18 protein-coding genes are annotated in these 20504 nt (G+C 65.0%); 8 read left to right on the top strand and 10 right to left on the bottom strand.

Going from position 1 to position 20504, the window contains the following annotated elements; translation table 11 throughout:
* Nucleotides 1-16: 16 nt before the first annotated feature.
* Complete coding sequence (locus IF803_RS30880; protein WP_461194655.1) at nt 17-1042, top strand: SphA family protein; 1026 nt, start codon at nt 17-19, stop codon at nt 1040-1042.
* A gap of 21 nt (nt 1043-1063) precedes the next feature.
* Nucleotides 1064-3166 carry an adenylate/guanylate cyclase domain-containing protein gene (locus tag IF803_RS30875; RefSeq protein ID WP_461194654.1) on the top strand — a complete coding sequence of 701 codons (2103 nt, stop codon included), beginning with the start codon at nt 1064-1066 and terminating at the stop codon, nt 3164-3166.
* A 117-nt stretch (nt 3167-3283) separates the two neighbouring features.
* Here IF803_RS30875 and IF803_RS30870 read toward each other — a convergent pair whose 3' ends face one another.
* The 7 genes from IF803_RS30870 to IF803_RS30840 form a co-directional block, all read right to left on the bottom strand.
* Entirely contained in the window at nt 3284-3565 is a 282-nt protein-coding gene (locus IF803_RS30870) for a hypothetical protein (RefSeq protein WP_028341211.1), read from the bottom strand.
* A 196-nt stretch (nt 3566-3761) separates the two neighbouring features.
* Nucleotides 3762-4274 carry a MarR family winged helix-turn-helix transcriptional regulator gene (locus IF803_RS30865; protein WP_461194653.1) on the bottom strand — a complete coding sequence of 171 codons (513 nt, stop codon included), beginning with the start codon at nt 4272-4274 and terminating at the stop codon, nt 3762-3764.
* Nucleotides 4275-4351: 77 nt separating this feature from the next.
* Nucleotides 4352-5665, bottom strand: a complete 1314-nt coding sequence (locus tag IF803_RS30860) for an MFS transporter (RefSeq protein ID WP_461194652.1) — start codon at nt 5663-5665, stop codon at nt 4352-4354.
* A 37-nt stretch (nt 5666-5702) separates the two neighbouring features.
* Entirely contained in the window at nt 5703-6026 is a 324-nt protein-coding gene (locus tag IF803_RS30855) for a non-heme iron oxygenase ferredoxin subunit (RefSeq protein WP_461194651.1), read from the bottom strand.
* Between the two features lie 8 nt (nt 6027-6034).
* Nucleotides 6035-6550 carry an aromatic-ring-hydroxylating dioxygenase subunit beta gene (locus IF803_RS30850; protein WP_461194649.1) on the bottom strand — a complete coding sequence of 172 codons (516 nt, stop codon included), beginning with the start codon at nt 6548-6550 and terminating at the stop codon, nt 6035-6037.
* A complete protein-coding gene (locus IF803_RS30845; RefSeq protein WP_461194648.1) occupies nt 6550-7923 on the bottom strand; it encodes an aromatic ring-hydroxylating oxygenase subunit alpha in 1374 nt (457 codons plus the stop codon). The genes IF803_RS30850 and IF803_RS30845 overlap by 1 nt, the downstream gene beginning before the upstream one ends.
* Nucleotides 7924-8168: 245 nt before the next feature.
* Nucleotides 8169-9065 carry a LysR family transcriptional regulator gene (locus IF803_RS30840; RefSeq protein WP_461194647.1) on the bottom strand — a complete coding sequence of 299 codons (897 nt, stop codon included), beginning with the start codon at nt 9063-9065 and terminating at the stop codon, nt 8169-8171.
* A 109-nt stretch (nt 9066-9174) separates the two neighbouring features.
* On the opposite strand from IF803_RS30840, the gene IF803_RS30835 reads away from it, so the two are divergent.
* From IF803_RS30835 to ilvA, 5 genes are all read left to right on the top strand, one after another.
* Nucleotides 9175-10794, top strand: coding sequence for an FAD-dependent monooxygenase (locus IF803_RS30835; protein WP_461194645.1), 1620 nt, complete (start codon nt 9175-9177; stop codon nt 10792-10794).
* Entirely contained in the window at nt 10722-11597 is an 876-nt protein-coding gene (locus tag IF803_RS30830; RefSeq protein WP_461194644.1) for an alpha/beta fold hydrolase, read from the top strand. The genes IF803_RS30835 and IF803_RS30830 overlap by 73 nt, the downstream gene beginning before the upstream one ends.
* An 18-nt stretch (nt 11598-11615) precedes the next feature.
* Nucleotides 11616-13034 carry an MFS transporter gene (locus IF803_RS30825; RefSeq protein WP_461194643.1) on the top strand — a complete coding sequence of 473 codons (1419 nt, stop codon included), beginning with the start codon at nt 11616-11618 and terminating at the stop codon, nt 13032-13034.
* 19 nt (nt 13035-13053) lie between these two features.
* Entirely contained in the window at nt 13054-14244 is a 1191-nt protein-coding gene (locus IF803_RS30820) for a M24 family metallopeptidase (protein ID WP_461194642.1), read from the top strand.
* A 334-nt stretch (nt 14245-14578) separates the two neighbouring features.
* Nucleotides 14579-16120, top strand: a complete 1542-nt coding sequence (gene ilvA, locus IF803_RS30815) for a threonine ammonia-lyase, biosynthetic (RefSeq protein ID WP_461194640.1) — start codon at nt 14579-14581, stop codon at nt 16118-16120.
* Nucleotides 16121-16148: 28 nt separating this feature from the next.
* Here ilvA and IF803_RS30810 read toward each other — a convergent pair whose 3' ends face one another.
* From IF803_RS30810 to IF803_RS30800, 3 genes are read right to left on the bottom strand one after another with little or no spacing between them, the layout of a single operon-like run.
* Nucleotides 16149-17177, bottom strand: coding sequence for a class II aldolase/adducin family protein (locus IF803_RS30810; RefSeq protein WP_461194639.1), 1029 nt, complete (start codon nt 17175-17177; stop codon nt 16149-16151).
* Nucleotides 17178-17188: 11 nt separating this feature from the next.
* Nucleotides 17189-18058 carry a TIGR01459 family HAD-type hydrolase gene (locus IF803_RS30805; RefSeq protein WP_461194638.1) on the bottom strand — a complete coding sequence of 290 codons (870 nt, stop codon included), beginning with the start codon at nt 18056-18058 and terminating at the stop codon, nt 17189-17191.
* Nucleotides 18055-19335, bottom strand: coding sequence for an FGGY-family carbohydrate kinase (locus IF803_RS30800; RefSeq protein ID WP_304496660.1), 1281 nt, complete (start codon nt 19333-19335; stop codon nt 18055-18057). The genes IF803_RS30805 and IF803_RS30800 overlap by 4 nt, the downstream gene beginning before the upstream one ends.
* Nucleotides 19336-19467: 132 nt before the next feature.
* Here IF803_RS30800 and IF803_RS30795 point away from each other — a divergent pair, with 132 nt between their 5' ends.
* Complete coding sequence (locus IF803_RS30795) at nt 19468-20484, top strand: sugar-binding transcriptional regulator (protein ID WP_304496659.1); 1017 nt, start codon at nt 19468-19470, stop codon at nt 20482-20484.
* Nucleotides 20485-20504 lie beyond the last annotated feature (20 nt).

The raw sequence follows: 20504 nt of genomic DNA, 5'->3' as shown, positions 1-20504 counted from the left end.
AAATGGGGAGCTCGGGATGAAGACAGTCAAGAATCACAAGCGCGCCGTTCTCGGCATCGTCGGCGCAATCGCGCTGTCGACGATGCCGCGCACAGCCTTGGCCGACGCCGGTGGATTGAGCTTCTGGCTGCCCGGCGCGTTCGCCAGCCTGACCGCAGCACCGGCGGTGCCCGGCTGGGCGTATGAGACGATCTACATTCATCTCGACACAAGCGCCAACGCGGGAAAGAATTTTGTCATCGGCAACCGCGTGCCGGGGTCCGTCGTCGCCGGTCTCAACGCACATGCGGACGTTCTCATCGAAGGGTTCACCTATACCTGGGCTCAGTCGGTCCTAGGGGGGCAGGCGGCCGTAACCTTCCTTACCGCGCCGGGAAATATCGGCGTCGGCGTAGACGCGACGCTGACGGGGCCGCGGGGCAATACGGTCTCGGGCGTCGCAACCGACAACCGCAACACGGTCTCCGATGTCTTCTACCAGGGCACGCTGAAATGGAATCAGGGTGTCAACAACGAGATGTTCTACATCTTCGGCAACATCCCGAGCGGGACCTATGACAGCAGTCGCCTCGCCAATCTCAGCTTCGGATTCACCGCGATCGACGTCGGCGGCGCCTATACCTATCTCAATCCTGAATCCGGCCAGGAGTTCTCGGTGCTGGCGGGCGTCACCTACAATGGAATGAACAAGGATCTGCAGTACCAGAACGGCATCGACTTCCACGTCGACTGGGGACTCTCGAAGTTCATCGCCAAGAACGTGCATGTCGGTGTCGCCGGATACTATTTCCAGCAGCTCACCGGAGACAGCGGAGCCGGTGCGAAGCTGGGTGATTTCAAGGGACGCGTTGCCGGCATCGGCCCGCAGGTGGGATTCATCTTTCCGGTGGCCGACGGCTATCAGGGCTATCTGAACGTCCGAGGCTACAAGGATTTCGCCGCCGAGAACCGGCCCGAGGGGTGGACGGCGTGGGTGACGTTCCAGCTCTCGCCGGCCGCGCCGGCTACGACACCGACCAAGCCGATCGTGCGCAAATATTAGCGGAGGCGAACGACGAGTTCGATGAGTGATGCGCGCGAGACCGGCCGGGGGCCGGTTCGTATCGGCTTCCGCACCTCGATCATCACGGTGGTCATCGCCGCGGTGCTGGTGGTCGGACTGACGCTGGTCTATCTCAGCTTCAGGCGGGTCTCGTCGATCACGCAGATGGCCGCGAGCACCTTCATCGACAAGGTAGGCCAGATCGGCGCCGATCGCATCGACGCGCAGTTCAAGAATGTGCGCGACAGCCTCGAGATCCTGGCAGGAATTCCAGCCATCCAGGAGGCCGACATCACTGACAACAGCCGGCTCTATGCCCTGTTGGCCTCGATGCTGCGCAACAATCCGCAGATCTTCAATCTCTATGTCGGATATGAAGACGGCTCCTTCCTGGAGATGGACGTCATCGATCGCGCCAAGCCGCAATTCCGCACGGCGCTGAATGCCGCCCCGGACGCCGTCTACCGCGTCGTCGTCATTGCCCGCTCGGGGGCGGCCGCCGCGGCGCCGGTGACGCTGTTCCTGTCGGAAAACCTGACCCAGGTCGCGAAGGTGGCGGGGCCGCACAGCTACGACCCGCGGCAGCGTCCCTGGTATGTCGATGCCCTCAAGGATCGCAAGACGCTGCTCACCGGGCCCTATGTGTTCTACGCGACCGGGGAGCCCGGCTACACGCTGCGCACGCCGCTTAGGGAAGGCCGCCGCGGGGTGGTGGCCGCCGACCTGCTGCTCAATCGCCTCGAGGAGATGCTGAGCCGGCAAAAGCTCGGAAAATCCGGGCTGGCCTTCCTGTTCAACGACGCCGACCGCATCGTCGGCCACCCCGAGATGCGCGAGCTGATGACGGAACGCAGCGACGCATTGCCCCGGATCGATGCCATCAAGCTTCCCGGCCTGTCCGCGGCGATCCAGTCCTGGCGCAGCGACGGACTCGCCCAGCAATTCTTCACCGACGCCGACGGACGGACCCTTGTGGCGGCCTTTCACCGCATCGAGACGGCCGGTGCGGCCAACATCCACCTCGCGGTGGTCGCCCCGCTCGACGAGTTTTTTGCCAAGATCATCTCGGAGCGGCGCGCGCTGTTTGCCATCGCGCTCGGCTTTGTGATCGCGATGCTGCCGTTCGCGTTCTGGCTCGGCTCGCTGCTCGCCCGATCGCTGCGCGAGCTGGCGCGGCAGACCGACGAGATCCAGCACTTCCAGCTCGCGGACCGGCCGCGCATGCAATCGGCCATCGACGAGATCGACGAGCTCGGCCGCTCGGTGTTTACGATGCGTACCGTCGTGCGCAACTTCTCAAGCTTCATTCCGCAGCCGATCGTCCGTCAGCTGATGCAGTCCGGAGCCTCGCTGCAGCTCGGCGGTATCAGGCGCGAGGTCACGGTTCTCTTCACCGACGTCGCCGACTTCACCGCGAAAACGGAGAAAGCGGACCCCTCGCAGGTCATGATCTTCACCTCGCGCTATTTCGCCGCGATGTCGGAGGCGATCATGAAACACCATGGCACCATCGACAAGTTCATCGGCGATGCGGTGATGGCGCTGTGGAACGCGCCGGACGAGGATCCCGATCACGTCGTTCATGCCTGCGAGGCCGTGCTGGACTGCGTTCACCGCAACACAGAGCTCAACCGGGCCTTCCGCAGCGAAGGCTGGCCGGCCTATGGCACGCGGTTTGGCCTGCATCTCGGCGATGCCGTGGTCGGCAATGTCGGCTCCGCCGCCCGCATGAGCTACACCGCGCTCGGCGCCACCATCAATCTGGCCTCGCGTCTCGAAGGCCTCAACAAGAACTACGGCACGCAGGTCCTGGTGAGCGCGGCCGTCAGGGCGCGCGCCGAACACAGATTTGCGTTCCGCAGCGTCGACCAGATCCGGCCGAAGGGCTTTGCCGACGCGATCACGGTGTACGAGCTGTGCGGCGAACGCGGCGATTCCGAGCTGACGTTCTGCGCGCGCTGGGAAGCCGTCTACAGTTCGATCCGGTACGCGGAGCCCGCCGCGGCGGCGCTGCGCATCGCCGATTTCCTGGTCGAGTACCCCTGGGATTGTGTCGCGCAATACCATGCCGAACGGCTGCGCAATGCGGCTCAGCAACCGCTGCTTGATCTACCCGTGCACTGAGATGCCGGGTGAGGAAATTAGATCCGACCCTCGAGCTCTCGACGGTCAAGGGCCGCTCCGGTGGTCTATCGGGATCGCTTCAGCCGCCCCGCAAATGCGGGAGTGCAAGGCCGGTGGTTAGGCAGCCATCAGTTGCTGAAGCGCAACAGCCTGCTCACGGGTCTGGAATGCGATGGCGGTGTGGGTAAAGCCCGACGAGGCCTGGGTCTGCGCGATGTGATTGAGGACCTCAGTGCCCTTGACCACGTGAAGTTCCATTCCCGGGCCGGCCGGGAAAATCCCCAGAACGACGTCGTAGGCCTCGACGATGGCCTTCAAGGCGCCACCCTTGTCTTCCGACGCGTCGATAAAGATACGAACATCCGCGGCGATACTACGAAGTTCGTCAAAGTCGATCACTGGAAGTCTCCCATACGCAACTCACTGATCGATCCTAGCTACAACTTGCTTACTGAAACATAAATTACGCGGGTTCCTCACCGGACAAGTGTCGCTAGAGCGTTTTCGAGCGAAGTGGATACCGGTTCGCGTGAAGAAAACGCGTCAAAACAAGAATCTAGAGCCCCGTTCCGATTCCATCGGAACGGGAAAAGCTCTAGCCGCCGGTCGGCGGCCTCCGCTTCGCAATGCGTTTGACCGGCGCATGGGCCGGCACGGCATTCGAGGTCTGGTCGGCCATGTGGGGAATGCGGTGCTCGATATGCGCCACGACGCGGAAGAAGCCGTCCAGCGCCTTGGCGTCGAGGCCGGCCGTGAGGTTGCTGTGCCGGCGCAGGATTTCATCCAGACTGCGGTCGAGCAGCGCGACGCCTTGCGATGTCAGCCGGATCTCGGTCCGGTTCCGGGCGCTGCCTCGCACCGGCGTTAGCTCGATCAGCCCCTTTTTCTTCAGCGAGGTCGTCTCGCGGCTGACGACGGCCTTGTCCAGTTGCGCATTGGTCCAGATGTCGTAGGCGCTGGCGGGTTCATGCTCCCTGAGAAAGGACAGCACCCGCCATTCCGCGAGCGACACGCCGTAGGCTTGCGGGAAGAACGCGTTGGCGTTGGCGCGCAATTTCGCGACCAGGCTCGAGAGCACGGTCGGCACGTAACGTTCGAAATCGATCACCAGCTCCGAGCTCGCGTCCCCTTGCGGGGCGCGGCGCGGGGCAGGGGCGCTGGTGCGGTTTGTTGCAGTCCGGCTTTTCATTCTTTCACGAGTTGAGTGCGCGCGATCAGGACCAGGGCCGCCGCGACGAGGAGAACGCCTGTTACCACGAGGAACCCGGTGGTGAAACTGCCCGAGGTGTCCTTGGCGCGTCCGATCACGATCGGGATCGTGGCGCCTCCGATGCTGCCGATGGTGCTGACCAGGCCGATCGCGCCCGGCGCGCTCTGCCGCGACATGTAGGACTGCGGGATGGTCCAGAACACCGCCTGCGTGCCATAGACGCCTACATTGGCAACCATGAAGCCGATGATGATCCAGAGCGGCGATGTCGAGAACGCCGCGATGGCGAAGCCGGCTGCCGCGATCACGAAGGTCATGGCCGCGTAGTAGAACCGCTCACCGACATGGTCGGAGTGCCGCGACAACGCGATCATGCCGATCAGGCCGGCGACGGGCGGGATCGCGGTCACGAAACCGACCTGTGAATTCGGCAGCCCGAACGACTTGATGATCTGCGGCAGCCAGGGAAACAGCGAAGCCAGGCCACAGAACAGGCCGAAATTGCACAGGCCGAACAGCAGCACCATCGGCTTGGTGATGGTCCTGAGCACGCCTTCGGCATGCACCACCCCGGTTGCCTTGGCGTCGCGCTCCAGCGCGCCGATCAGCCAGTTGCGCTGCGCCGTCGACAGCCAGCTCGCCTGCTGCGGACGGTCGGTCAGATAGAAGATGCCGACGATCCCGAGAATGACGGGCGGCAGGCCTTCGAGGATGAACAGCCATTTCCAGCCCGAAATGCCGAACGTTCCGTTCAGCTCGAGGATCGCGCCGGAGATCAGCGAGGCGAAGATATAGGAGATCGGCACCGCGTAGTTGAACATCGCGTTGTAGCGGGCGCGGTAGCTGAACGGAAACCAGAGGCTCAGCAGCAGCATCACCCCGGGAAACAGGCCGGACTCGGCAAATCCGAGGAAGCCGCGGAATGCATAGAGGCTGAGCGGGCCCTGCGTGAATGCCATCAGCATGGTGGCGATGCCCCACAGGATCGCGATCCGCGTCAGCGTGACGCGCGCGCCGTATTTGCTGAGGATGAGATTGCTTGGGATCTCGAAGATCGAATAGGTGAAGTACATGATGCCGACGGCGATGCCGAACATCTCGGCATTGAGCCCGAGCTCCTTGTTCATCTGCAGCGCGGCAAAGGAGATGTTTCCGCGGTCGAGAATGGCGAGGAAGTACATCGCCATGACGAACCACATCAGGCGCAGCGCGACCTTGCGGATTGTGGTGCGTTCGATCTGCGGATCGGCGGTCGTTGTCGCCGCCTTGTCCATCACGATTTCGGTCATCCCTGTTTCCCCCTATTCTTGATTTTTGATGGTCGTCTTATGCGGGCAGGCAGACCTCGAGCCTGTCGCCCGCCACGCGTACCGGATAGGTCCGGATGTCGATCTCGACCGGACTGGTCAGCGCCGCGCCGGTCCGGATGTCGAAGCGGCCCATATGCAGCGGGCATTCGATCTCGCAACCGTCCAGCATGCCGTCGGACAGCAGCGCCTCCGCATGGGTGCAGATATTGCTCGTCGCGTAATACTCGTTGCCGACGCGATAGAGCGCGATGTGATTTCTGCCGATTTCGATGCCGTATGGCTCGCCTTCGTTCAGCGCGCTGAGTGGGGCACCGTCGTGCCAAGTGCCTTCGTCTGCCATATACCCTCTCAAATGCTGTAGAAATCGAGCACGGTCGGGACGCGGTCGTTGACCAGCGTGATGACCTTGCGCGCGATCTTCCAGGTCTCGCCGTCACACCGCAGCGTGTGCTCATAGCGCCCGTGCCGCAGATGCTCCTTGGCGACGCGCGGGTCGTAGACGTGGACCGAGAACACCGAGTGGCAGGTGATCTGTTCAGGCCCGGTTTCGGACGCTTCCAGGTTCGAGATCTGGTGCACGGTGCGCGGCAGCGGCAGCGCGGTGATCGATTTGCGCGACTCGATTCGTGCGATCCGCTCCTCCAGCCCGCGCCGTGCATCGTGGTAGAGCAACGAGACCTGCGTGTCGGGATCGTTGGTGGTGGTGTACTCGTCGAGCCAGGCCGGCACCCAATAGACGGCATCCTCGCTGTACATCGCGACCCAGTCGGCCCATTCGCCGGTATCGAGCAGGCGCGCCTCGCGGAAGATGGTCGCGGCTGCGACCGCGTGGGCATCGGTTTGCCTGATTGCGCCGGTAGCCATCACGCCGTCTCCCCGGCGGCATGCTGCAACAGCCTGCGCCACTCGCGATACCCGGGATGGAAGTTCGTCTCGCCGCCGAAGCTGGTGGGACCGAACGACCATTCGGGAGGGGTGATGCCGAGCTCGCGCGTGTGCACGCTCTCGCCGTGGCCGATGTCAGCGACGCCGCGCAGATAGCCCTGCGTCGGCGCGGCGGTCGTCGCCTCATAGCCGGTCTGGCAGAACTCATACATGACGTTGTCGTCCGAGCTGGCCAGCCCGGAGGCATTGAAGAAGTCTTCGTAGTTGCGAATGCGAAGCGTGCGCGCCGCGGCACTCTCGCCGACCGGAGCAAGGCAATGCGACACCATCTCGGTCTTGTCGGGCGCCAGCGGCCGCCAGGTTCGCACCTGCGCCGACAAGATGTCGATGACCTGCAGGTTCGGAAAAATCGTGAGGTTGCGCTGGCGCAGCATCCATTTGGCGCGGGTGCTGCCGACGCGCTGCCGCACGGCATCGAGACGCGCCGGATCCATGCCGAGCGGCCGGCCATAGAGCTGCGTGCGCTTGATCGACCAGTTGACGGCGTGGCCGTAATCGAAGCTGAAGCTGCCTTGCCCTTCCTGCTCGCCTTCCGGCTCCGCAGTGAATCCGGCATCCGGTCCGGCGCTGGCATTGCGCTTCTTCAGGATATCGACGTAGGAGCTGTGCGTGGTCGCGAAGTGATAGTAGTCGAGACCGTTCTCGAACTGCAGCTTCCAGTTTGCGTCGAACGTGTAGGTGCTGGCGCCCGGCACGAACTCGACTTCGCCGCTGTCGCTCTGATCGATGATGAGGTCGAGGAAGGCGCGGGTATCGCCGAGAAATTCCTCCAGCGGCGGAACGTCGGCCGAGAGGCTCGCGAACAGGAATCCGCGATACGAGCCGAGCCGTGCGACCGGGAGCAGGTCGTGATTCCGGTTCGAGAAGGACGGCGGATACTGTCCGCTCGCTTCCTCCGTCACCGAGATGTTGCGGCCGCCCGAATCGTAGGCCCAGCCATGATAGCGGCAGACGTGAAACTTCTGCCGGCCCTGCTTGAACGGACAGACGATCGTTCCGCGATGCCGGCAGGTGTTGAGGAAGGCGCCGACTTTGCCCTCAGCGCTCCGCATCACCAGAATGGGATGCCGGCCGATATGGGTGGTGACGAAGTCGTTGGGCCGGGCGATCTGGGATTCCAGGCCGATGAAATTCCACGTGGCCTCGAAGATATATCGCAGCTCGGCGTCGAGCACGTCCGGATCGGTGAAGATCCGGCGATCGACTTCGAAGATGCGTTCGCCGGGGCGGTCGTCGATGAGCCGGGAAATCTCGCTCAGCCTTGCCGCGTGGGTCTGCGAAGCAGCGTTCATAACGTCCTCCCTTCGACTAACCGCCGGTCGCGAAAAGTCGCCCGCAGAGCCGCGTCACGGCTCGCGTCTTCTCACGGCGGGAACAGCCGGCTTGATCGCCAATCTTGGAATGACTCTATAGTTGTCATGACAACTATGGTCAAGCCGATTGGTCGATCAGAAGCTGGAGCCGGACGCAACGGATACGGCCCGCGCGTCGGGCTACAGCGAGGAATGAGCAGGCCGCTTGGCGTGGAGCGGCGGGTTCAGCTCTTGCGCGTCGCCACCGTCAGGATAATTCCCTCATCGATCAGGGCGCGGCAGATTTTCTTCAGAACGGCAATTGCTTCGCGCGTTGCCCGGCTCACCGGCCGCCCGCGCGGAAGCGCCAGCACGCGCTCGGCGCGCATCCAGGGCAACAGCGCCGCCGACAGCACGCAAGCGGCCACCTCCTGGTGAATGCCCGAGAAGGGTAGCAGCGCGTAGCCGAGTCCCGATGCCACCATGCGCTTCATCGGTGTGCTGTTGTCGACCCGCACCGCGCAGAGCATGGTCGACGGGAACGGGTTGCGGCTAAGCGGGGCCACCGCGGATGGCAACGCGTCGAACTCCTTGCGGGTCAGTCGGCCGCGCTTCAGCAGCGGATCGCGCGACGGTCCGATCAGGAATACCTGCTCGACGACCAGCGTTTCATAGTCGAGATGATCGTTGGGCGACGGCGTCGTCACGATCGCCAGATCGAGCTCACCTCGCAGCAGGCGCTCGGATGCGCTTTCCGTCAGGCCCTCACTCAGTTCGAGTCGCACGCGTGGAAATTGCTTCACGAAGGTCTGGGCCAGCGGCGGGTAGAGGATATCGCCGAGGCTCGGTGGCGCGCCGATCCGCACCGTACCGCTCGGCTCCCGGTTTTCCGTGCGCACCTCGGCCTTGATGTCGTCGATGGTCCCAAGCAGCCAGCGCCCGCGCGCGAGCAGCACCTTGCCGGATTCCGTGACCGAGACCCCGCGCGCGCCGCGTTCGAGCAGGGCGCCGCCGAGTTCGTCTTCGAGTTCCTTGACGTGGCGGCTCAGCGCCGACTGGGCGATGTTCAGCGTGCTCGCTGCGGCGGCAAAGCCGCCACGCTCGGCGACGGCGACGAAATAGCGGATCTGCCGCAGGTCCATGACGGACACTCCATCTCAAATCGAGATGGATACCATATCAAACATATTCTTGTGAGATACCAAAAAAGGAGCAGTCTCCTCGCAACGATCAAACGGAGGAGAGACGAGGATGGGCATCGCCACCGATGAGGCACGCCGGACGTCCGTATTCATCGCCGGCGGCGGGCCGGTCGGCCTTGCGATGTCATTGCTGCTCGATCGCTTCGGCATCGACTGCGTGGTGGTCGAGAAGAGTCCAACAACGACGGATCATCCCAAGTCGCGCGGCTGCTGGGTCCGCACCATGGAGATCTTCCGGCAATGGGGGATCGAGCAGGCGATCCGCGACCGCGGCCTGCAGGACAACTCGGACATGTTCGTGTTCCTCGACAGCATCGCAGGTCACGAGTTCGGCCGCACCCGTCCCGAGCCGAATGTCGGGCATACCCCCGCCTGGAAGAGCCTGGTCGCCCAGGACGCCGTTGAGGAGGAGATCCTGCGGGTGGTCGAAAAGTCCAAGCACGCCACGGTTCTGTTCAACACGGCCTGTGAATCGTTCGAGGAGACCAACAGCGGCGTCAACGTCACGACACGTTGCGAAAAGACCGGCGAGGTGACGCAGTGGACGGCGACTTACCTGATCGCCGCCGATGGTGCAGGCAGCCAGACGCGGCGCAGCGCCGGGATCGAGATGGTCGGGCCCTCGACGCTGGCGGTGATGTCGAACGAGTATTGGCGTGCCGACCTGTCGCGGCTGCCGATCGCGCGCGAGGCCGCCGGCTTCATCATCATCCCGGACAAGCCCGATCTGCCGCGCGCCGGCATCCTGAACACCAATGGCCGGGATCGCTGGCTGACCGTGACGCAAATCGGCCTGACCAAGGACGATCGCGAGCGGCCGTGGACCGACCAGGAGTTCATCGAGATCGCGCGCGGCCATGTCGGCATTCCGGATCTCGATGTCACGCTTTTGAACCGCTCGATCTGGCGCGTCAGCATGCAGGTGGCCGAGACCTTTCGAAAGGGAAGGGTGTTTCTGGTCGGCGACTGTGCGCACCGTTTTCCGCCCACCGGCGGCTTCGGCCTAAACTCCGGCGTTCAGGACGCGCATAACCTCGCCTGGAAGCTCGCCTTCGTGTTGAAGGGCCTCTCAGACGAAAAGCTGCTCGACAGCTATTCCAGCGAGCGCCGCCCGATCGCGCAATCCAATGCCAGTTTCAGCTACGGCAATCGGCTGCGATTTGGGCTGACCGACGACGCCGTGCGATCGCGCAATCCGGACCGGATCAGGTTCTGGATCAACGATATGGACAATCACCTGCACAGCATCGGCCAGAACCTCGGACACAATTACGAGGAGGGCGCGGTGATTCCCGATGGCACCGTCGCGAAGGCGTTGAACTCCCGCTACTACACGCCGACGGACCGTCCCGGCGCGCGCTTTCCGCATATGTGGCTCGAGCCTTCGCGCAAGAAATCAACGCTCGACTGGTTCGACAAAGGGTTCACCGTCGTCGCGGGCCCACTCGGCAGCGAGTGGCTGGAAGCGGGAAAACAGGTATCCGAGAAGACCGCCTTGCCGCTGTCGCTGAAGCAGTTGCCCTCAGCCGATCCGGCGGACGGATTCCAGCTGGGCATGCGCGGCGCCGTGCTGGTCCGCCCCGACGGTCACGTGGCGTGGCGGATGCCGTGGCTGCCATCGGATCCGGCAAAGGAACTGGCCGGCGCGCTTTCGACGTTGCTGCACTAGCGGAGTCTCCCATGCAATCGTTCGAATCCAACGGCGTCGTCACGGCGTTCAAGAAAACCGGACGCGGCGAGCCGATCGTGCTGCTGCATGGCGGCGAGGCAGATCATTCGATGTTCGACGGCCTTGCGCCGGCGTTGGCGGCGAACTTCACCGTGATCGCGTACGACCAGCGCGATTCCGGCGCCACCAGGAATCCTCCGTCGTCCTATTCGCTTGCCGATCTGGCTAATGATGCCGCGGCCTTGATCACGGGGCTCGGTTACGATCGGGCCCATGTCTTCGGCACCTCGCTGGGCGGACAGATCGCGCAAGTGCTGGCGGCCCGCCAACCCGGCCGCATCGACCGCCTGATCCTGAGCAGCACCTGGAAGGTCAACAGGAGCCCGCTGGACATCAATGCGGATGTCTTCCGCACGCTCGCGTCGTACCGCGCGGACACCGCAGGCAACGCGCCGAAGATCGCGGAGTTCTTCTTCCCGCCGGATTACCTGCGCGTGCGGCCCGAACTGATCGATATCTTCCGGGGCTCCAGCCGCGACGACGGCCAGAAGGCGCGACGCGGCGCCTTGCTCGCGCAGCCTGTCGCCGCCGATCTGACGGGCTTTGATCGCCCGACCTTGCTGCTTGCGGGCAGCGACGACCGGCTGATCCCGAATGCGGAGACATTTGCGCTCGCCCGCGATCTTGCGCGCGTCGAGACGATGACCATCGCGGGCGCGGGCCACGTCGCGTCGATCCAGGCCCCCGCGCGGGTGGCGGAAGCGGTGACGGTATTTCTGAGTTCAACAAAGAAGGCGGCTTGACAACAACGGGGGGAGACCATGGCTGAGCAAACGAACGCAGTGTCGTTCGACGAAGCGCCGGTGACGACGCGTTATTGGCTATCGATCATCATCTTCGCCATCTCCGGCGTGGTGGATTTCTTCGATTTCTTTGTGGTCGGGTTTCTTGTCTCGGTACTGGCGCCCAAATGGCACCTGACGTTTGGGCAGACCTCGATCATGCTGATGAGTGCCGGCATCGGGGCGATGCTGGGGGCGTTCGTCGCGGGCATCCTCGCGGATCGTTTCGGGCGCAAGCCGCTGGCGACATCAGGCGTTCTGCTCTGCGGCCTGACCTCGGGCGCGATCGCGTTCATTCCGGAAGACGGCTGGGTTGCGTTTGCGATCCTGCGCTTCTTCGTAGGCTTCGGCCTTGCCGCCGGCGCGGCGGCGGCGGTTCCTGCTATCGTCGAATTCGCACCGACCCGCCATCGCACGCTGGTCACGAGTCTCGTGGTCGTCCCGGTCGCTTTTGGCGTGCTGTCGGCGTCGGTGACGGCGAGTTTCCTGCTGCCGCTGGTCGGCTGGCGCGGATTGGCGGCAGTCGGCTTCTTGCCGATCCTCCTCGGAATTCTGACCATGATCATCATGCCGGAATCGCCGCGCTGGCTCATCAGCAAGGGCCGCGTCCGCGAGGCGCAGGCGAGCATCCGAAAACTCTATCGGGTCGGCGGCGATGAGTTCGTCCTGCCCGCGCTGCCGCCGGCGAGTTCCGCGACATTTGCCGATCTCTTTGCCGAGCAGCGGCGCTTCTGGTTGACCGTCCTGATCTGGTTCGGCGCCAGCACGGCGAATTACGGTGTGTTCTTGTGGGGACCGACGATCGTGGCGCTGCTGCTCGGCGTCTCTCCCCAGGATGCAGCCAAGATGTTCATCTATGTCAGCCTCGCCGGCGTGCTCGGCCGGACCGGCTTCGCCTTCCTCGCCCATCGGATCGGCCGCAAGCCCTGTGGCCAGTTGATGGGCTATGGCACCGCGGTTTCGCTGGCGCTCGCCGCCTATTTTCACAACGACTTTGCCGGCTCGGTACCGTTGTTCCTGGTCTTCCTGATCGTCGGCGCCGTGTTCTTCGACGGTGGATTTTCGAACATCGGGCCCTATCCGGCGGAAATCTTCCCGGTTCAGCTTTCCGGACGCGCGGTCGGCCTGGCCCAGCTCTCGAACGGGATAGGCAAGATCGTAGGTCCGCTGTGTCTCGCATTGATCGCCGGCGCGGACAATCTCGTGCATCCAGGTGCGACCGCCTCGGCAGTGATGCCGGCGTTCTGCTTTCTTGCCGGCGCAGGCCTCTTGATCGGGCTCGCCTTTACATTCCTCGGCGTCGAGCCGCACGGGCGTCCGGTGGCCCTGTTCGGCGAAAACGGGGGCGCGGGCGCCGCACCGAATTCGCTGGCCGCAAAAGCGGCAGCGGGACAGTGAAAAGACGAAAGGGCATACGATGGACCATGCGCTCGACGCGATCGCAACGGCAGCGCCGTTCGATACTGCAAAGCTCGATCGGCTGATGGATGAGGCGGGGCTCGACATCCTGATCGCCACCTCGCGTCACAATGTGCAGTATTTGCTCGGTGGATATCGTTTCTTCTTCTTCGACGTCATGGAGGCGATAGGCACCAGCCGCTATCTGCCGGTGTTCGTCTATCAGAAAGGGCACCCGGAAAATTCCATCTACGTCGGCAATCGGATGGAGAAGTTCGAGCAGCAACTCGGACGGATATGGGCGCCGACTGTCAGAGCAGAGGCGTGGGGAACGATCGATGCGGTCGGCCTCGCGATCGAGCATGTGAGAAAGCTCGGGGGCGCGGCCCTGTGTATCGGCATCGAGACAGGTTTCCTGCCGGCCGACGCCAGGGATCATCTGCTTGCTGGCCTCAGCAACGCCGAATTCCGTGAGGCCCATTTCACACTCGAGCGCCTTCGTGCCGTCAAATCTGCCGCCGAGCTGGACCTCATCAGGGAGGCTTCCGAACGGGTCGTCGATGCGATGATGGCCACGTTCAAGGTCTGCGCGCCAGGCATGACCAAGAATGACGTCGTCGCTCGTCTGCGCCGCGAGGAGCAGGAACGTGATCTCGTCTTCGAATATTGCCTGATTGCCGCAGGCAAGAGCCATAACCGCGCGCCGTCGAACCAGCGTCTTGCGGAAGGCGACGTGATCTCGATCGATTCCGGAGGAAACTACCGGGGCTATATCGGCGATCTCAGCCGCATGGGCGTCCTGGGCGAGCCCGACAGCGAGCTTAGCGAGTTGCTGCAAGAGATCGAGGACATCCAGCAGGTGGCCCGCCGCGCGATCCGGCCAGGCGCCATGGGCGGCGACATCATCGCGGCGGGCGAGGCGGCCGTCAAAGCTTCCCCGCATCGCGCGGTGCTCGACTTCACCGCGCACGGCATTGGGCTTGTCAGTCACGAAGCGCCGCGCCTCACCGCGACCGGCCCGGTCCCTTACGCGCCGTACGACGCCGACCGGCCGCTCGAATGCGGGATGGTGATCTCGATCGAAACCGCGCTGCTGCATCCAGCGCGCGGTTACGTCAAGCTCGAGGACACGCTGATCGTCTCCGAGGTGGGCTGGGAGGCGCCCGGTGACCATGGCAGGGGATGGAATTCATCGCGTCGCATGGCGTGAAGCGGTCAACGCCAGGGCGGCATTTTGGGCTGGGTCACCGATTCAGCTGCGGTGCTGGAGGCGCTTGGCAGCGTAATTCGGAATACTAGAAATGTACCCCTGAGTTGCCCGACGTGTCAAGTGGCCCGGTCGACGCCGGCCGCCGCCGGCTACTTTGCATGGGGTTGTTTTCGATATTTTGGCAGCGGCTGTCTTTGCTTCACTCCAGCCTCCGGTCATGCGATGCTTCGAGCTGGATGTAGCGGCGGCTCCGTGCCGTCTGCTCGCCAGGTCGGCGCCGACGATGGGCAGGTGCAACCGATAAGGATTGCCTCCCATCGACAGAAGCGACCCGATGACCGCTAACGCGCTCCGCGACTACGCCCAAAGCATCCTGACCGCACGGGTCTACGACGTGGCGGTCGAGACGCCGCTCGATCCGATGCCGCGGCTCTCGGAGCGATTGTCGCGCTCGGTGTTGCTGAAGCGGGAAGACTTCCAGCCGATCTTCTCCTTCAAGCTTCGCGGCGCCTACAACAAGATCGTCAGGCTGCCGGAGGCGCAGCGCAGGTTGGGCGTCATCTGCGCCTCGGCGGGCAATCATGCGCAGGGTGTGGCGCTGTCGGCGCGCAAGCTCGGCATTCCGGCGACGATCGTCATGCCGAGGACGACGCCCGCCATCAAGGTCGAGGCCGTCCGGCGTTTGGGCGGTGACGTTGTCCTGCATGGCGATACGTTCGACGACGCGCAAACCAAGGCCAGGGAGATCGAGGCTGCACGTGGTTTGACCTTTGTGCATCCGTTCGACGATCCCGATGTGATCGCCGGCCAGGGAACGGTCGGGATGGAGATCCTGCGCCAGCATCCCGATCCGATCGAGGCGATCTTCGTGCCGATCGGCGGAGGCGGACTGGCGGCCGGCGTGGCCGCCTTCGTGAAATTCCTCAACCCGTCGATCAAGATCGTCGGCGTCGAGCCGGCGGACGCCGCGTCGATGGCGGCCGCGCTCGCCAAGGGCAACGTCGTCGCGCTGGATCAGGTCGGACTGTTCGCCGACGGCGTCGCCGTCCGCAAGGTGGGAACCGAGACCTTCCGCCTCTGCCGCGACCTGCTCGACGAGGTCGTCACGGTGGACACCGATGCCATGTGCGCCGCCATCAAGGACATCTTCGACGACGTGCGATCGGTCGCCGAGCCCTCCGGGGCATTGGCGCTCGCTGGCCTCAAGGCCTACGCCGAGCGCGGCGCGCTCAGTGACGGCAGCCTGATTGCCGTCAACAGCGGGGCCAATCTGAATTTCGACCGGCTGCGCACCATTGCCGACCGCGCCGAGGTCGGCGAACATCGCGAGGCGCTGCTTGCCGTGACCGTGCCGGAGAAGCCGGGCAGCTATCGGCACTTCATCCGCATCCTCGGCTCGCGCGCGATCACGGAATTCAATTACCGCTTTGCCGAGACCACCGCGCCGGCGCAACTGTTCGTCGGCATCGCGCTGAGCCGCGGCGAGGTCGAGAAGCGGGAGGTCATGGAGTTGCTTCGGCGGGAAGGCTATCCGATCCTCGATCTCAGCGAGAACGAGATGGCCAAGGACCATGTGCGCTACATGGTGGGCGGCCGCGCTCCGCTGCTCAAGGACGAGGTCATCTACCGCTTCGAGTTTCCGGAGCGTCCCGGCGCGTTGCTGAAATTCCTCGAGAGCCTGGCGCCCGACTGGAATATTTCGCTGTTCCACTACCGCAATCACGGCGCCGACTACGGACGCATTTTGGCAGGCATCGAGGTCAAGCCTCACGAGCGCGCCCGGTTCGTACAGGCGCTGGATGCGCTCGGCTATCCCTACTGGAACGAGAGCGAAAATCCGGCCTACCGCCTGTTTCTCTCCGCCGAGAAGGGATGAAGCGGCGAGCGCTTCCGTCGACCAACGGTCAGCGATCGGCGGTCAGTTGCCGGCGGTAGCGCTCGGCGTCCCAGTTCAGCAGCGCATGCTCGTTCTCTGCCGTCAGATAGTTGACCCGTGCGGTCAGGGGCAGGCGGCAGGTGACCAGTGCGAGACAGCTCAGCATGGCTTCCGCACCGTCGCTCGCATCCTCGCGGATGAGGCTGCCGAGGTCTGGGACAAGAAGCGCAACCGGCGGCGGCAGTCCGTTCGCGGTGGTCTGCGCGGTCATGGCGCTCAGCTTCTCGCGATGCTCCAGGACCGGCAGGCCCGGGCCAAGGAAGACGACGTGATCGGGATACAGCGAGCCGCTGGTCGCGATCGCGCGGCTGTAGCGGTCGGTGGCAATGTCGTGGCCGCGAGGATCTCGCGGCAGGCGATAGTTGGTGCCCGCGCAGATCGTGCGGAGCGCGTCATGATCTGCCGCCGGTGCGCTGCGCTGCTCGAGTGCGAGGCGTTGCTCGACGTCGGCGACCAATGCCTCGGCGGCGTCGCAGGTGGCCGCACCGACCACCAGGCCGTGATTGGCGAGGATCAGGACGTCGACCATATCCTGCGCGATCGCCGCGCTGACCGCGCGTGCGAGCGGCAGCCCCGGGTGGTGATAGTCGAGGTAACGCCACGCCAGTCCGTCCAGGCGCCGGGCAAATTCGTCGCGGGCGTCGGTGCGCACCGCCCATGCGATGGTGTTGACGGAATGGACGTGCAGCACGATCCGCTGCGGCATCAGCGCATGCAGCGAGGTCTCGATCGAGGCGCGCAGCGTCGTGGCGGCGTTCGGCGCCAGCGGCACGCGTTCGTCGCCCAGCGTCAGCGCCGCGCGCCCCCCCGACAGCGCGACCGGCACGAAAATCTCCTTGTCCTCGGCATCGGCGAGCCAGGTACCCGACGCCTTCACCCACAGCACGTCGCCATCCTTAACCGACGAATTGCCGCCGGCACCTTGCACCAGCAGCATATTCCTGCCGACGCGGGCCGACATGCGGCGCAGTTCATCCAGCATTTGAGGCGGTCGCATCGGGGCTGTTCTCACCAAGTCAGATGGTCCATCGTCCAGTGCGGCATCCGCGCCGTCGTGCCGGCCACGGTCTTGATCGCCCGCGGCAGATCGCTCGCCTGCGCAAGCGTCGCGCGGTGGGCGCCGGAGCCGATCAGCAGGGTCAGCATGCCGGCGGTCCGTCCACCGGCGATATCGTGATCGAGGGAGTCGCCGATGACGAGGATCCGGTTCGGCGGCGGCCGTCCCAATTGATCGCGCGCGGCGGCAAACATCGGTGGATACGGCTTGCCGACGAACAGCACGGTGCCGCCGAGCGATTGATAGAATGCGGCGAGCGCGCCGGGAGCAGGGATCAGCCCCGCGACGCCGAACATCACGAGGTCCGGATTGGCGCACAGCATCGGCAGCTGCCGTGCGGCAGCGGTTGCCAGCGGCTCACGCCAGCGCTCGGGCTCGGCCGCGTCATCGTCGAGACCGCCGAGCAGGATGAAGTCGGCCTCGCGCATGTTCGAGACCACCACAAGGTCGGTGCCGTCGACGATCGAGCGGTCACCGTCGCGCGAGATCAGGAAGCAGGCGCGTCCGAGTTCGGCAAAGGGCGCCTGCTCGCGCGCATGCAGGCCGCGCCAGGTGACCTCGCCCGAGGACAACACGCCGTCATAGGCATCAGGCGGCAGGCCGAGCGTCGCGAGCCGCCGCTGGTTGCTGCCGGCGCGTTTGCCGGAATTGGACAGGATCAGGATGCGCTTGCCGGCTTCGCGCAGCCGCGCCACGCAATCCAGCGCTGCGGGGAACACCGCCAGTCCCTCGTGCAGCGTGCCCCACTGGTCGAGCAGCACATGATCGAAGCGGTCGGCGATGGCGTGAAGGCCGGCGATCGCGGTCGCGTCGGCCTTCATGGCGGGCCTCCGTTCAGCGCGAGCAGTGCGGCGCCGTAGCTTGCTTCGGTCTGCTCGGCGACCGAGACGGGAACGCCGAGGACGCGATGCCTGATCCGGGTCCATGCGTCGTTCTTCGCGCCGCCGCCGATGCCGATGACGCGGCGCAGGCGCGGCGCACCGAGCCGCGCCAACTGGCGGTAGGCCAGGGCTTCGACCGAGGCGATACCCTCGAGCAGCCCCTGGAAGAATCGGCAGTCCTCAGCCGGACGTGGCGTGACCCGCGCGGCCAGCGCCGGATCGGCGATCGGAAAGCGTTCGCCGGGCTTTGGCAGCGGATAGTAGTCGAGCCCGGTCGGCTGGTCCGGCGTCATCTGCGGTGTCAGCCGTTCCATCTCGGCGGCGGTGAAATGCACCAGCAGCGCGGCGCCGCCGGAGTTCGAGGCGCCGCCGGCGAGCCAGCGCTCACCGAGCCGGTGCGAATAGACGCCTTGGTCGGCCGCGAAGATCGGCTGGGTTGCAAGTTGCTTCACCACGAGCGTGGTGCCGAGCGAGGTGACGGCATCGCCCGGCTGGTCGGCACGCGTCGCGACGAAGGCCGCAACGCCATCGGTGGTGCCGGCGGCGACCTGCGCTGTTGGCGGCAGTCCCAGCGACCGCGCGACCTGCGGATCGATCTCGGCGAATGGCGTGCCCGGCACCAGCACGTCGGGCAGCAGATCGTCGCGCACGCCGAGCTGGTCAAGCCAGGGCGGCCAGACGCGCGCGACCGGGTCGTAGCCGAGCTTCAGCGCGTTGTTCTCGTCGCTGATGCCGTGATGGTTCGCGAGCCGGCCGGCGATCCAGTCCGCCTGGTGAACGGCATGGCGCGCATCGCCGATATAGTCATGGCTCAGCAGATAGAGCAGCTTGGCGAGCGCGCTGCTCGCGCCATGCGCGCCGCTCTCGCGCGGAGCGGCCGCCGCCACGCGCGTCGCCTCGCGCGTGGCGCGTGCATCATTGTACATCAGCCCCGGCGAGCAGGGGCGGCCGGCGGCGTCGACCAGCAGCAGCGTGCCCGACGTACCGTCCACGACGATGCGCGTGACGTCGCCGAGACCGACGCTCCCGCCGAGCTTGCGGATGGCCGCCACCGTAGCCTGCCACCACAGCTCCGGTGTCTGGTCGATGGCGTTGCCGTCGACGCGCGGTGCGGGCAGCGCGACGGCAGCGAAGCCGAGGATGCCGCCCTGCGGATCAATTGCGCAGGCTCGCACGCCTCCGGTTCCGACATCGATGCCGAGATACAAACCTCCCATGCGACCTCATCGCTCTCTGGTGCGCGCGACGACGTTGGTTGCGCTGCAGCACGTTTGGGGGATTGACGCCCCGTTCGGCCTCTGCAATTTTTTGCAGGACGTGAAGAAATTTGCAAGAGGACTTTTCCTGATATGGCACCCCCGCCCGACAGGCTGCCGGTGATCGACGGCGAGGCGTCGCTCGCGACGCGCGCGGCGTGGCTGTATTTCGCGGCGGGGCTCACCCAGTCGGAGGTCGCCGACCGCCTCAACATTCAGAGCACCAAGGCGCATCGCCTGATCGCGCGCGCCAGCCGCGAGGGCATGATCCGTGTGTTCGTCGAGGGACCGGTCGCCGAATGCGTCGCGCTGGAGAACGATCTCGCGCAGCGCTTCGGCCTCTCGTTCTGCCGCGTCGCACCTGATCTCGGCGAGAGCGACCTGCCGCTGAAGGCGCTGGCGCTGGAAGGCGCGAGTTTCCTGCGCCAGATCCTGGAGCGCGGCCAGGACAAGGTGATCGGTTTCGGCCATGGCCGCACGCTCGCGGCGGTCGTGGAGCAGATGCCGCAGACGCCGGCACGCGACGCGCAATTCGTGTCGCTGCTCGGCGGATTGACGCGGAAATTTGCCGCCAATCCGTTCGACGTGATTCACAAGCTCGCCGAGCGCACCGGCGCGGAAGCCTATCTGCTGCCGGTGCCGGTGTTCGCCAATTCGGTCGCCGACCGCGCCGTTCTGATGCAGCAATTCGGCATCGCCGACGTGTTCGCGCTGGCGCGCAAGGCCTCGCTGCTGTTCGTCGGCATCGGCCAGGTCAGCCGCGACGGCTTCCTGGTGTCGAGCGGCATGATCAAGCCCGACGAGGTCGTCGAGCTGAAGCGCGTCGGCGCCTGCGCCGACCTGCTCGGACATTTCTTCAGCGCCGACGGAACGGTGCTGGACACCGATCTGTCGGCCCGCGCCACCTCCATGAGCATGGCCGATCTCAGGAAGCACCGCATCGTCGCCATCGCCGGCGGGCCGGCCAAGGTGACCGCGTTGCGCGGCGTGCTGCGCAGCGGCGTTCTGCACGGCCTCATCATCGACGAAGCGACCGCAAAGGCGCTCGCCACCGACAAGCCGGAGACCACATCCGGCAAGACAAGAAGCAAGGCCCGGAAGGACACATAAAACAAGCGTCAACAAGGAGA

The organism is Bradyrhizobium sp. UFLA06-06 (genome assembly GCF_054820065.1).
The sequence above is the reverse complement of the archived record's forward strand: the minus strand, read 5'-3'. Positions and strand labels throughout refer to the sequence as shown.